11 protein-coding genes, 1 tRNA gene and 1 pseudogene are annotated in these 13,647 nt (G+C 61.0%); 4 read left to right on the forward strand and 9 right to left on the reverse strand.

Annotation, left to right across the window (positions count from 1 at the left end):
- The first annotated feature begins 49 nt into the window (after window positions 1-49).
- The gene (locus AC1RM7_RS08170) at window positions 50-862 is read left to right on the forward strand and encodes an IclR family transcriptional regulator domain-containing protein (protein WP_024920863.1); all 813 of its coding nucleotides are present in this window, start codon (window positions 50-52) and stop codon (window positions 860-862) included.
- A 60-nt stretch (window positions 863-922) separates the two neighbouring features.
- Window positions 923-1,191 (forward strand): annotated as a pseudogene (locus AC1RM7_RS08175) (Isoquinoline 1-oxidoreductase subunit); the annotation flags it as partial.
- 110 nt (window positions 1,192-1,301) lie between these two features.
- On the opposite strand, the gene AC1RM7_RS08180 reads toward AC1RM7_RS08175, so the two are convergent.
- From AC1RM7_RS08180 to AC1RM7_RS08215, 8 genes are all read right to left on the reverse strand, one after another.
- Window positions 1,302-1,377 (reverse strand) — tRNA-Lys (locus AC1RM7_RS08180).
- Between the two features lie 180 nt (window positions 1,378-1,557).
- Window positions 1,558-2,148: a Spy/CpxP family protein refolding chaperone gene (locus AC1RM7_RS08185; RefSeq protein WP_024920865.1), complete on the reverse strand. Its 591-nt coding sequence runs from the start codon at window positions 2,146-2,148 to the stop codon at window positions 1,558-1,560.
- Window positions 2,149-2,235: 87 nt separating this feature from the next.
- On the reverse strand, window positions 2,236-3,564 hold the full coding sequence (locus AC1RM7_RS08190) for a TRAP transporter large permease (protein WP_006021650.1): 1,329 nt from the start codon (window positions 3,562-3,564) through the stop codon (window positions 2,236-2,238).
- On the reverse strand, window positions 3,561-4,160 hold the full coding sequence (locus AC1RM7_RS08195) for a TRAP transporter small permease (RefSeq protein ID WP_034460922.1): 600 nt from the start codon (window positions 4,158-4,160) through the stop codon (window positions 3,561-3,563). Before AC1RM7_RS08195 ends, AC1RM7_RS08190 begins: the two co-directional genes overlap by 4 nt.
- A gap of 138 nt (window positions 4,161-4,298) precedes the next feature.
- Window positions 4,299-5,300, reverse strand: coding sequence for a TRAP transporter substrate-binding protein (locus AC1RM7_RS08200; RefSeq protein ID WP_006021652.1), 1,002 nt, complete (start codon window positions 5,298-5,300; stop codon window positions 4,299-4,301).
- A gap of 193 nt (window positions 5,301-5,493) precedes the next feature.
- Complete coding sequence (locus AC1RM7_RS08205; RefSeq protein ID WP_006021653.1) at window positions 5,494-7,059, reverse strand: 2-isopropylmalate synthase; 1,566 nt, start codon at window positions 7,057-7,059, stop codon at window positions 5,494-5,496.
- Window positions 7,060-7,431: 372 nt separating this feature from the next.
- Window positions 7,432-8,055, reverse strand: a complete 624-nt coding sequence (locus AC1RM7_RS08210) for a hypothetical protein (RefSeq protein ID WP_244434514.1) — start codon at window positions 8,053-8,055, stop codon at window positions 7,432-7,434.
- 132 nt (window positions 8,056-8,187) lie between these two features.
- Window positions 8,188-9,159: a polyphosphate kinase 2 family protein gene (locus tag AC1RM7_RS08215; RefSeq protein ID WP_024920868.1), complete on the reverse strand. Its 972-nt coding sequence runs from the start codon at window positions 9,157-9,159 to the stop codon at window positions 8,188-8,190.
- 86 nt (window positions 9,160-9,245) lie between these two features.
- On the opposite strand from AC1RM7_RS08215, the gene AC1RM7_RS08220 reads away from it, so the two are divergent.
- Both AC1RM7_RS08220 and AC1RM7_RS08225 read left to right on the forward strand, forming a co-directional pair.
- Window positions 9,246-10,031 carry an ATP-binding cassette domain-containing protein gene (locus AC1RM7_RS08220; RefSeq protein ID WP_024920869.1) on the forward strand — a complete coding sequence of 262 codons (786 nt, stop codon included), beginning with the start codon at window positions 9,246-9,248 and terminating at the stop codon, window positions 10,029-10,031.
- The gene (locus AC1RM7_RS08225; protein ID WP_024920870.1) at window positions 10,028-11,590 is read left to right on the forward strand and encodes an ABC transporter permease/substrate-binding protein; all 1,563 of its coding nucleotides are present in this window, start codon (window positions 10,028-10,030) and stop codon (window positions 11,588-11,590) included. The genes AC1RM7_RS08220 and AC1RM7_RS08225 overlap by 4 nt, the downstream gene beginning before the upstream one ends.
- Here AC1RM7_RS08225 and AC1RM7_RS08230 read toward each other — a convergent pair.
- A complete protein-coding gene (locus AC1RM7_RS08230) occupies window positions 11,587-13,326 on the reverse strand; it encodes an LTA synthase family protein (protein WP_492838024.1) in 1,740 nt (579 codons plus the stop codon). The two genes, AC1RM7_RS08225 and AC1RM7_RS08230, sit on opposite strands and share 4 nt — an antisense overlap.
- Between the last annotated feature and the right edge of the window lie 321 nt (window positions 13,327-13,647).

Here is a 13,647-nt window from a genome sequence, read left to right on the forward strand (position 1 = left end):
TTGTCGACTATCGAACAACGTTAGCCACAAGCCGAGGGGTTTGGCAACAATGACCGTGCGCGTCAGCGATCCGTGGACAGACATCTCGAAATGGCCGGGCGGCAGCGACACCTTTGTCGAAGCCTTCGCAAAAGGCCTCGCCGTCATTTCGGCGTTCGGTGATCACCGCAAGCTGACCCTCACCGACGTCGCCCGGCATACGAACTTGCCGCGGGCCGGCGCACGCCGGCTGCTGTACACGCTGGTCACACTCGGGATGGCGCGTCAGGAGGGTGACGACTTCATGCTGACGCCGCGCATTCTCCAGTTGGGTTTTGCATATCTGTCGTCGCTGTCGCTGCGCGAGGTGGCGCAGCCGGTGATCGAGACCCTCTCCCGCAAGGTCGACGAGGTCGTCGCCATCTCGGTGCTGGACGGCGCAGACGTTCTCTATATCGCACGTGCCGAAGTCACCAGCGTGTTGCGCCGAGGACTGATCACCGGAAGTCGCATTCCGGCGTTCTGCACATCGATGGGGCGCGTGCTTCTCGCAGGACTGCCAAAGGACGAGTGCTCCGCGGTGCTCGCCAATTCGGACCGGCGTCAATGGACCCGAACGACGGTGACCGATGTCCACAAGCTTGAGCAGGAAATCGAAAAGGTGCGCGTTCAGGGCTGGAGCGTGGTTACCGAAGAGCTCGAACTCGGCGCGTTCGGTATGGCCGTTCCGATCTACGGGGCTAACGGCAGCACCATCGCGGCCATCAACCTGTCCACAAATCTCGCGCGCCATTCTCCCAAGGCGCTGTTCAAGAAATTCATGCCGGATCTGAAAGCCGCGGCTGACGACATCTCGCAACATCTGATCGCATATAAGCAGTAGCCATTGCCCGGAAGATTCATGCCCGCACCTTGGATGAGATGGGCGAATTGCCCCCGTTGCGGGCGCGTGCCGGGACATCGGGAATGGCACCTCGCACCGCGCGAGATGGCGTGGGAAGGCAAGAGCCTGCGGAGATCTGCGAGCAGATAGAAGATCCCGCGCGCAACGGCGGCAAGAAGATCGACGGCCTGATCGACCACATCGGAAAGATACGTTGGTGGGTCGGGCCTGGCCGCCCGGTTTTGGCCGTTCTGCGGCTCCAGGCACCCAAATCAGAAGCCGGAGCCTTCGTCGAGGCTTGGGCAAGCGGAGCGGCCTACCCCAAGTAATGGAATTGCGAAGCGGCCATCCCGACTCGAAGCAAGGACAAGACCGCAAGACGAGCCGAAAATTACGGCTCGTTTCCACCAATAAAGAACAACCAGATGTCTGATTTGTTTGGTGGGCGCACCAGGGCTCGAACCTGGGACCCGCTGATTAAGAGTCAGCTGCTCTACCAACTGAGCTATGCGCCCGGATCCAATCCGGATGTCCGTTAAGGACGGCGTCGTTTAGCAAAGCGAAACGGCCATGTCCAGCAAGGTTGCAGTGTTTTCCCGGCCCCTGAGGCAATGGAAAACCAGATGGTTCCGGATACGAAAAACCGCCGGAAATCCGGCGGTTTTTGTTGGCGCGACAGGCTTTCAGCCGATCCTTCAGAGGCGCTCGGAGCCGCCGGTGCCGCGATCACGGTCAGGACCGCGATCCCGGTCGAATCGGTCATCGTCCAGCCCGCGCTCGAAGCCCCGTCCGCGCCAGCCGTGATGACCGCCCATGCGGGTCAGCACCGCCAGCCGGCGCTTCTGGCCGTCGTTGAGGCTCTTGTAGAGCGGGTCAGCCGCATCAGCGATCTTCTTCAGGCCGGCTGCGGTCTCGGCCATCCTGTCGGCCCGGTCGCGCAAACGGGCCACCGGATCGCGGGTCTGATCGGCGGTTGACGGCTTGCTGTCTTCGGGCCCCTTCTGATCCCGTTCCGCACGGCGCGCATCACGCTCGCTGGCGCGCGCATTGGCCAGCGCAATCCGCTGCTTGGCGAAATCGCGTACCGCCGCCTCGACCGGCGGCCACATCTTTTCCTGATCCGGCGTGAGCTGAAGACCGGCCTTCACCGCCGCGATCTTCGCATCGACGAAGGCCGCCCGGTCTTCCGTGCTCATGCGCTGATGATGATGGCGATGCTGTGCGTAGACGGCGGTCGATCCGATAATAGCAACCGCCGCGACGCCGGCGAGGATAGCTTTTTTCATGGGGGCATCTCCGGGTGAAACTTCCCCGAAGATGACAGCCACCGCCGCGCTTTCAACTTAAGCTTTGGACAGCTAGGTGAACGCGCATTAATTCAGCATCCCCAACGTTCGCGGCAGCCACAGCGAGATTTCCGGCACGAAGGTCACGACCACCAGGAACATCAACATTGTCAGCAGCCACGGCCACACCGCGATCGTAAGTTCCGTGATGCCCATTTTGGCGATGCCGGAGGCGACATAGAGATTGAGGCCCACCGGGGGGTGGCACATGCCGACCTCCATGTTGACCACCATCAGGATGCCGAGATGCACCGGATGAATGCCGAGCTTCACCGCGATCGGAAACAGGATCGGCGCGGTGATCAGCACGATGGAACTGGCTTCCATCACGTTGCCTGCGACCAGCAGCAGGACGTTGACGAAGATCAGGAAGGTGACCCAGTTGACGCCCTTCTCCAGCATCCACGCGGTGAGCTGCTGCGGAATCTGTTCGCTGGTCATCAGGAATGAGAACAGCACCGCGTTGGTGATGATGTAGAGGATCATCGCACTCATACTGGCCGAGCCGAGCAGAACGCGGGGCACATCCCTGATCGTCAGGTCCTTGTAGACGAACACGGCGATGATGAACGCATAAACCGCGCTCATGGCCGCGGCTTCCGTCGGCGTGAACAGGCCGGCGTAAATGCCGCCGAGCACGATCACGATCAGCAGCAGACCCCAGATGCATTCACGGAATGCCTTGAACCGTTCGACCCATGTCGCGCGGGGCAGCCGCGGATAGTCGAACTTCCATGCGCGGTAAACCGTTGTCAGGCCAAGCAACGAGGCCAGCATCAGTCCGGGGATCACGCCCGCCATGAACAACTGCCCGACGGAGGCCGATGTCACGCGTTCGCCGCCGGGACCAAAGGCAACGCTGCCGCCAGTCGCCACCGCATAGATCACCATCACGATGGACGGCGGAATCAGAATGCCGAGCGCGCCCGATGTCGTGATGACACCCGCACCGAAGCGCTTGGGAAAGCCCTGCGCGACCATTGCCGGCATCAGGATCGAACCGATTGCGATCACGGTCGCAGGCGACGAGCCTGAAATGGCAGCGAACAGTGCGCAGGCCATAACGCCCGCGAGGCCAAGGCCGCCATACCAATGCCCGACCATGGAGGTCGCAAAATTGATCATGCGTTTGGCGACGCCGCCGTGGGTCAGGAAGTTACCGGCGAGAATGAAAAACGGGATCGCCATGATCTCGAAGTTCTCGATGCCGGTGAACAGCTTCAGCGCCACCGCCTCGATCGGCACGCTGGTCAGGAAGAACAGGAACGTCAGAACCGTCAGGCCGAGTGCGATCGAGATCGGCATACCGGTCAGCATCAGGGCGATGAGAAGCGCGAAGATAAACAGCGTGGTCATCGGACGCCCTCCGGCGTCGGACCAATCGCGGTGTCGACCTCGATGCCCTCGACATGCGTATGATCGTGATGCGGCAAATCACCCGTGCGCCAGTAAGCAAACGCGACTTGCAGGAAGCGGAAGCACATCAGGTAAGAACCCAGCGGGATGCAGAGATAGACGATCCAGCTCGGCAGTTCGAGATCGGGCGAGGTCTGGTCGGTGTGCGACAGGCCGTAAACGAAACTGGCGCCCATAGTGCCGATGATGCCGGTGAACAGCGCGCCACAGAGCAGTCCAAACAGGATCGTCGACTTGCGCCATTTCGGACTGAGCGCCAGCACCAGAACGTCGACACCGACGTGAATGCCAGTGCGCACGCCGTAGGCCGCACCGAACTTCGCCATCCACACGAACATGTAGATGCAAAGCTCCTGCGCCCAGGACAGATGAATCTTGCTGAGGAACACGTAGGCGGGCACAGCGCCGGGCCAGCTGCGATGGTTGACCACGAAATCCGTGGTGTAGCGATGGGCGACGGCAACAAAAATCACCACCGTCGCGGCCGCGATCAGCGTTGCAATCAGGGTTTCCTCGAGACGATCGAGGATGCGCATGAATGATTTCAAGTTCGTCCCCACCCGCAGCGGCCGCGTCTTCGCGCGTTCCGATATAGCCGATGCCCAGCGTCATCCTATCAGACGGAAGCGGCCCGGGTCGAATCCCGGACCACTTATCCTGTCGTGAAAGCCGCCTTAGTTGGTCTTGGCGTTGGCTTCCTTCTGGAACGCCGCGATCAGATCCTTGCCGACGCGTGAAGCCATGTCCTGAGTCACCGGCTCGAGAGCCTTCATCCACTCGGCACGCTCAGCGGGTGTCAGTTCATAGAAGGTCGTGGTTCCGGCCTTCTTCATCGCCGCGATGGCATCGTCGTTTTCCTTCTGCGAGATGTCGTTCGCGAATTCGGTCGCCTCCGCCATCGCCTTCTCGACCTGCGGCTTTACGTCGGCAGGAAGGCCATCCCAGAACTTCTTGTTCACGATCACCGCGTAGCCGATGTAGCCGTGGTTGGAGAGCGTGGCGTGCTTCTGCACTTCGTGCATCTTCTGGGTGTAAACGTTCGACGGTGTGTTCTCGTTACCGTCGACGACGCCGGTCTGCATCGCCTGATAGACTTCCGAGAACGCCAGCACCTGCGGAATGGCGCCAAGCGCGCGCATTTCGGCTTCGAGAACCTTCGACGACTGGATGCGCATCTTCAGGCCCTGAAAGTCGGCGACCTTATGCATCGGCTTGTTGGCCGTCATGATCTTGAAGCCGTTGTCCCAGTAAGCGAGACCAGTGATGCCTTTCGGCTCGAGCTTCGCCAGAAGGCTTTTGCCGATCGGGCCCTTGGTGATGCGTCCGAGAGCCGCCTTGTCCGGAAGGATGTAGGGCAGATCGAACACCTCGAATTCCTTCACGCCAAGCGGGCCGAACTTGGCAAGCGACGGCGCAAGCATTTGGACTGCACCGAGCTGAAGCGCCTCGACTTCTTCCTTGTCCTTGTAGAGCTGCGAGTTCGGGTAGACCTCAACCTTCACCTTGCCGTTGGTGTACTTCTCGGCGAGTTGCTTGAACCTCTCGGCACCCTGCCCCTTCGGCGTATTCGGCGCGACGACATGGCTGAACTTGATGACGATCGGCGATTGCGCCGTGGCGGGGCCTACGAGCGCGAGCACTGCGACTGAGGCCGCAGCCAGAATGAGTTTTTTCATGTTTCCTCCCGGAGGCTTGGTTGGACCACGGCAGTTCCGCAGCTCCAGTTTTTCTGAACCAGACCGGATCATCGCAGACCGGCGTGGTCAAGACCATTGCCCGTTAGCAGGGGTCGTAACGCGCGATTGCTGCAACGCAAAACGCGGTGCATCAAAGATGCACCGCGTTTCGTTGGTTCAGATGAAAGGGCGATCAGTGTCCCGCAGCAGCCACCGCCGGCATGTCACGCTGCTTCTTCATGACGATTTTGTTCAGGGCACTGAGATACGCCTTGGCCGAAGCAACCAAAGTGTCAGGGTCCGCAGCGCGTGCCGTGACGGAACGTCCGTCCTGCGACAGCCGTACCGAGACCTCAGCCTGTGCATCGGTGCCAGCGGTCACGGCGTGGACCTGATAGAGTTCCAGCTTCGCTTCGTTCGGCACCAGCGACTTGATGCAGTTGAACGTTGCGTCCACCGGACCGTTGCCCTCGGCTTCCTCGATTTTGATCTGGCCTTCGATGTCGAGCTTCATGGTCGCGCGTTGCGGACCATGCGTGCCCGCGATGACGGTCAGTGACACGAGATGAATCCGGTCGTGCGATTCCGCGATCTCCTGATCAACCAGCGCCTCGATGTCTTCGTCGTAGATGTCCTTCTTGCGGTCGGCCAAAGCCTTGAAGCGCACGAAGGCGTCTTCCAGCTGGTTGCTGGCGAGCTTGTAACCCATCTCCTCCAGCTTGTGGATGAAGGCATGGCGGCCCGAATGCTTGCCCATCACCAGCGAGGTCTGCTTCACGCCGACCGTCTCCGGCAGCATGATCTCGTAGGTCTGCGCGTTCTTCAGCATGCCGTCCTGATGGATGCCACTCTCGTGCGCGAAGGCGTTACGCCCGACGATGGCCTTGTTGTACTGCACAGGGAACGACGTCGCCGCCGCCACCGACTTCGACGCGCGCGTCAGCATCGTGGTGTCGATGTTGTTCCAGTACGGCAACTTGTCGTTACGCACGCGCATCGCCATCACGACTTCCTCGAGCGCGGCATTGCCCGCACGTTCGCCGATGCCGTTGATGGTGCACTCGATCTGCCGCGCACCTGCGCGCACACCGGCCAGCGAATTCGCCACCGCCATGCCGAGGTCGTTGTGGCAATGAACCGAGAACACCGCCTTGTCGGAATTCGGCACCGTCTCGCGCACGCGCTTGAACAGGTCGTAATATTCCTCCGGCACGCTGTAGCCGACGGTGTCCGGGATGTTGATGGTGGTTGCACCGGCCTTGATCGCCGATTCCACGCAGCGGCACAGGAAGTCGAATTCGGTGCGGGTGCCGTCTTCCGACGACCACTCGACGTCGTCGGTGTGGTTGCGCGCACGGGTGACCTGCGAGATCACCATTTCATGCACGTCCTTCGGCTCCATCTGGAGCTTGTACTTCATGTGCACCGGCGAGGTGGACAGGAACGTATGGATGCGGCCGCGCCGTGCCGGACGGATGGCTTCGGCGCAGCGGTCGATGTCCTTGTGGGCCGCGCGGGAGAGGCCGCAAACCACCGCGTTCTTGGTGCGCTTGGCAATCTCGCGGACGGCTTCAAAATCGCCGTCAGAGGCGATCGGAAAACCGGCCTCGATAATGTCGACACCCATGGAGTCGAGCAGATCCGCGACCTCGAGCTTTTCCTCGAACGTCATGGTGGCGCCCGGGCACTGCTCGCCATCGCGCAGGGTGGTATCGAAGATAACGACGCGGTCCTTGTCGGACTTGTTCGCGGTGGTCATTGGGAAAATCCTTTGGTCAGATGCGCCACATCAGGGCGCTCGGGTTTCGGTGCTGTCGTCGAACCCCTGAGTGCCCAGGCGCAAATGCCCAGACGGCCCTCAGGGGCAGATAAGAAGCAGAAGCCCGCCAAGAAGGGACGAAATCGGCGCAGCAGGAATCGCGTCGAGGCAGGCGGCGAATGCCACCGTTCCCTGCTGTCCCTGAATGCCGCCGCGAATCATCGATTCAATCCCCGAAAAACGCATAATCGGCCCAAAACCGTTGATGGATGGTTGCCGACGCGTTCCGTCAGGCCGTTCTAGACGAGAAAGGCGCGGCCTCGCAACGCCAAAGATTGGTCAGTAAGGCTGCCCTATAGCGCGGACGAGCCGTCAGGCTCCGCCCGCGGGCCGAGACCTCGAGAGGTCGCCAGGTGGCCGCTTCACGCCGGCGTCCGCGCCCAGCACGGCGTGCTTCAGGCTCTTCACGGTGTCCGTGATTTTCGCCAGCCCGCATGACAGAGCGTCGTCTTTGCAGACGTCTTTCTTGCGAACCCGTGCCGGTGAGGCAGCAGGCGGCGTCTCCACGGCCACTGCCGTGGCTTTGGTCCGGACCGCCGGTTTCTGATCAATAACCGGCTTCATCTGGTTGCTGATCGCGGCGAGTGCCTGACCGGTATCAACGACCTCGGTCGGAGTTTCCGGGTTTGTTTCCAGATAGGCCAGATAGTCCTGATCCATCCGCTTTAGTTCTTGCGGCGTGGGATTAGGGCCCGCGATGTCGAAGTGACGATTTTGCATGAAATCGAAATAAGTGTAGCCGCCGCCAGCTTTGCGGCGGCCTGCGAATTTTGAATCGCACTCCGAGATGATCTTTGCCTGGGCATCCTTCGACAGACCCGGCTGTTCCGCGCCTTGGGAACATTCCTCGAAGTCTTTCGGCGCATAGAGCTTCCACCACTCGGCATAGGCCATCGGGCTCGATGCGGCGCCGAGGCCGATCAATATAACCAACAAACCAAGCGTTCGCAGACTAGCCACAGAAAGAATCCTCACCCGTCTGCATAATATTTTCGGCAGGCGCTCTCGGCAACCCGCAATGTGGGAACTGTGAATTGCGGGGGCAGACCGATACGGGTCGTAATCCTATCAATCAGTTCCCTTTTTCGAGGGCGCAACCTTTGCTTTCGGCGCACGAACGGCCGCGCTCCGTCCCTCTCGTTCGAGGGCGACCTTCACTTTTTTCAATTCACCGGCGTCGCTTTTGTCCACCTCAGGAAATTTCAGGTTGAGTTTTTCCATCGCGGTCACAATGGCTGAGCTGATCACGAGGCGGGCGAACCATTTGTGGTCCGCCGGCACGACAATCCACGGCGCGTGCTTTGCCGACGTATGATGGATCAGGTCCTGATAGGCCGCCTGATACTTGTCCCATAATTTGCGCTCAGCCACATCGCCGAGCGAGAACTTCCAGTTCTTCGCCGGCTGATCGAGCCGATCGAGAAAACGCTGGCGCTGCTCCTCCTTGGAAATGTTGAGAAAGAATTTCAGGATCAGCGTGCCGTTGCGCGCAAGATATCTCTCGTACGACGCAATATCCTCGAAGCGTTCGCGCCAGATATTCTTCGTCACCAGTTCGGGCGGAATCCGCTGCTGCGCCAAAATCTCCGGGTGCACACGAACCACCAGCACCTCTTCGTAATAGGAACGATTGAAGATGCCGATCCGCCCGCGCTCGGGCGCGCACTTGGAGGTCCGCCACATGAAATCGTGATCGAGTTCTTTCGTGGACGGCTGCTTGAACGAATAGACCTGGCAGCCTTGCGGATTAATGCCCGACATCACGTTTTCAATTGCGCTGTCCTTGCCGGCGGCGTCCATGCCCTGAAAAATCAGCAGAACCGACCAGCGATCCTGCGCATAAAGCTTCTCCTGCAGTTCGCGCATTCTTCCGCGATTGGCGTCGACGAGCGCGCGCGCCGCGTCCTTGTCGAGACCGCCCTTCTCGTCGGGCTTGTGTGATTTGAGGTGAAATTCCTGCGAACCATCGACCCGGAACGGGTCCACATAGGACTTCAACTGTTTCGCGCTCGGTTGCGCGGACTTGCCGTTCCTGGCCATAACGAAAACTCTCCGATTGATCGCGGCACGCTACACGGCAGCGCACGGCCCGTCGACAGCCTAGCACCGATGGTCCATCATGCGGCATGACCAGTGCCGCGCCGTCCATCGCCTACGAAAATGTCGGCAAGAGCTTCGAGCGGGGCCGTATCAAGGCCGTCGACGGCGTCTCGCTTAATGTGACGGCCGGAGAATTTCTGGCCGTCGTCGGCGGCTCCGGCTCCGGCAAAACAACGCTGCTGCGGCTGGCCAACCGCCTGATCGCCCCCGACAGCGGCACTGTGCGCGTTCACGGCGACGATGTGCGCGGCCTCGATCCCATCGCGCTTCGCCGAAGCATCGGATACGTATTCCAGAGCGGCGGACTGTTCCCGCACATGACCGTCGCAGACAATATCGGCATCACACCGCGGCTGCTGGGCACCCCGGCTCAAAAGATTTCCGCGCGCGTCGATGAATTGATCGATCTGGTCCGACTGGAGCGGGCGCACAAAGACAGGTTTCCGCACGAGCTCTCCGGCGGCCAGCGCCAGCGCGTCGGCGTGGCGCGCGCACTGGCAGCAAATCCCACAATCGTTTTGATGGACGAGCCGTTCGGCGCGCTTGATCCCCTCACCCGCGATGCGCTTGGCGAAGACTATCGTGCGCTCCATCGCAGCCTTGGGCTGACCACTGTGATGATCACCCACGACATGGCGGAAGCTCTGCTTCTTGCGGATCGTGTCGCGGTGATGCGCGCCGGTCGTCTGATCGCGCAAGGCGCGGCGCAGGAATTATCCAGCAGCAGCGACGCCTATGTCGGCGAACTGCTGAACACGCCGCGCCGTCAGGCCGAGCGATTGCAGGAATTATTGCCAAAGGATCGGGCATGAATTTCTTGTCCGATCCGCGATGGAACGACGCCCTGACGCGCCTGCCCGATTATCTCGGCAGTCATGTCCGTGTCAGTCTGACGGCGCTGGCGCTCGGCCTTGTGATCAGCTTTCCGCTGGCGCTGATCGTGCGGCGGCGGCCGGTGTTGCGTGACATCACGCTCGGCATCGCCAGCATCGTGCAGACTGTCCCAGGCCTTGCCTTGCTCGCGCTGTTCTATCCGCTGTTACTGGCGCTGGCCGGACTGTCGCTGCAATGGTTCGGCCATGGCTTTTCGGCCTTCGGGTTCCTGCCATCGGTTCTGGCGCTGGCACTCTACAGCATGCTGCCGGTGCTGCGGAACACCATCACCGGATTACAGGGGATCGATCCTGCGATCATGGAAGCCGCGGAAGGTGTCGGCATGACACAGCGGCAATCGCTCACGATGGTTGAGCTTCCGCTGGCGCTGCCGGTGATCATGGCCGGTATCCGCACTGCTGCCGTCTGGGTGATCGGCACGGCGACGCTGTCGACGCCGATCGGCCAGACAAGCCTGGGCAACTATATCTTCGCCGGATTGCAGACGCAGAACTGGGTATTCGTGCTGTTCGGCTGCGCCGCCGCGGCCTTGCTGGCCCTTGCAGTCGATCAGTTGCTGGCGCTGATCGAAGGCGGCGTGAAACTGAACAGCCGCACGCGCATCGTCGCGGGGTGCCTTGGTCTGATCGCATTGATCGCCGCCACACTGATGCCTGCAATGGCCCGCGCCAGAACGAACTATATCGTCGGCGCCAAGACATTCACCGAGCAGTACATCCTCTCATCGCTGATCGCGCAGCGCCTGCAAGCCGCGGGGCTGTCGGCCTCGCCGCGCGAAGGCCTCGGCTCCAATGTGATCTTCGAGGCACTCGCATCCGGTGACATCGACATCTATGTCGATTATTCCGGCACGCTGTGGGCTAACCAGCTCAAGCGCACCGACATCAGGCCACGCAAGGAATTGCTGAGCGACTTGGCAACAACGCTCAAGGACAAATACGGGATTTCACTGCTCGGCGAACTTGGATTTGAGAATGCCTATGCGCTGGTGATGCCGCGCAAGCGCGCCGAAGAACTCGGTATCCGTACCATTGCCGATCTTGCGCCGCGCGCATCCTCGCTCTCGATCGCGGGCGATTATGAGTTCTTCTCTCGTCCGGAATGGGCGGCGCTGCGACGGAGTTACAATCTCGCCTTTCGCCAGCAGCGGCAGATGCAGCCCGACTTCATGTACGCGGCGGTTGCATCCGGCGAGGTGGATGTGATTGCGGGCTACACCAGCGACGGCCTGATCGCGAAATACGATCTGGTCGTGCTGGGCGATCCGAAAGCAGCGATCCCGCCCTACGACGCCGTAATGCTGATCGCACCGAAACGCACCAGTGACACGAAGCTGCGCGAGGCATTACAGCCGCTGCTCGGCAGGATCGACATCGCCACGATGCGCGAGGCCAACCTGCGCGCCAGCGGCGGCGATGGGGCCAGTTCACCGGACGCGGTGGCGCGGTGGCTTTGGGAGAAAATCGGGAAGCGCTAAAGGTTCTTCACGAACCCCGCGTCCATCAGAAGGCGGTTGAAGCGTTTCGCTTCCGCACCATCCTTGCATGCATAGAACAGACCCCGGCAGCGGAGCATGATCTTCTTCTGCTCGACGAACGACGGATCGAGCGGAATGCCCGCCGCATCCTGAATCGCGAGCGGCAGATAAGCCGCGTCCAGCGTCTCCAGAGCCGACGACAGATCCGGCTTGTAGTTGAGCGCATCGATCGCATAGTAGGTTTTGTAGTAGCGCGGATCGTGGGTCATGATGCGGTCGGCCAGCAGCGGTTGCGGCAGCTTCGGCTCCAGCAGCTTCTGCGAGATCGCGGGCTGATGGTCACCGAACCGCACCAGCAGGAACGGCTCATCGGGATGTTCGCTCTTCAGCCGTGCCACGAAGCTTGCATAGTCCGACGCCGTCATCGCTTGGCGGCGAATGTATTCGTCGACCTCCCCGGTGTTGCCCGGCGCTTTCCAGCCGGCGGGCGTGAGATCGGAACGATACGTCGACGTCCACGGAAAGTGATTGGCGGTGAGGTAGACGAAAACGAATATCGGCTGCTCGGCCCTGCGCTCACGCGCGATCAGTTGCAGCGCCTGATCGAAATAGAACTTGTCGGGCTGCATGTCCTCGCTGACGCCCATGTCGGCCATGTCGATGAACTTGCCGACCCCTGCCGATGTCTGGAAGTTGCGCGCACTGAGGAAATTCCCGTAAGTCGGATACAGCGAGAACGTCCGGTACCCGCACCGCTGCAATGCCTGCGGCAACCCGCGCGAAATCTTCCCCGCCGTGATCCGCGTGACATAGAACTTCATCTTGCCGAATGACCGCGCCGACAAACCGGTCAGCACGTTGAACTCGGTGTACCAGGTCGGCCCGCCGCTGGATTCGGTGACAAACGAACGCCTCTGCCCGTCGGAGGATTTGAAGTAGTTCCGATAATCCTCAGGCACCTTGATGCCGGGGGCAGCCGTGATGTCGAAGCTGGATTCGTCGAGCACCATGATGATGTTCGGACGCTTGCCGCGCGGCGTGCATGTGGTGAGCGGCGTGGCCTGCGCGGACCCGACGAGGCTCTTCGAGTCGGCCTCGATCCAGCCCGTCGTCGACGTCAGGTGCGAAACAGAGACAACGCCGGATCGCGCCAGATTGGAGATGTGATTGACGCCCTGGAATGGCTCCCACGGCTGTTCTGGATTAGCTACCGACAGCCCGACGATGCCGAGCATGCAGACACCTGCACCGGCAGCGGCGGTCGCGCGGCGGACCCGGAACGGGTCCGCTCGCCAGACCAGCCACATCACAGGCACGGCGATGGCCACCAGCACGATGGACTGCGTCTTGAGCTGCGGGAAGATCGAATGCAGGAACGAAACCGTGTCGCGGTCGATTATCAGGAAATCCAGGAACGTCAGCGTAAGCTGCATGATTCCGTACTTGAACTGCGACAGCACGATCAGGGCAGCGACCAGCGCCAGCGACAACGCCGCGGATACGCCGGGACGGCGAAACGCGATCAGCCAGAGGAAGTTCAGCAGCCCCCACGTCAACAACGCCAGCGTCATCGCGAACGGTCCGTACTCGACCGAGGCGAGAACGTAGATAGCCGTGAGATGCATCGCGGCGATTAACGCGACGCGTAGCCGCCATAACCATCCGGTATCGCCGAGCCACTTCAGCCAAAGCTGAACCTTGCTGCTGGCGGGAGTCGATGTGGTGATAACGGACACGGCGCGCCCGCTACGACGGAAAGCGACGGCGGGCAGCCATCGGGGTCATCGCTGGAGAACCTGGTGTCGGCAGCGGCAACATTGCCTCGACGCGAACTAACCCCGGCACTGTCTGAGGCCTTGGCTGGCGAAGGCCAGGAAGCCAACCGCGCGGCCGGAAACCGCAGCGTGTCACAAAAACGTAATGTAACCGTCATGTAGTCGCAAGGGACTGGCCCTGCGACATATTTCGTTCGGTTAAGGCCGGCTTTCAGCGGGCGTTCAGTTACCCCAAAAGCAAAGACCGGCTGCCTCGCGGCAACCGGCCTTTCTCAAGAAGGA

This window comes from Afipia sp. GW822-FHT03D08, assembly GCF_058801645.1.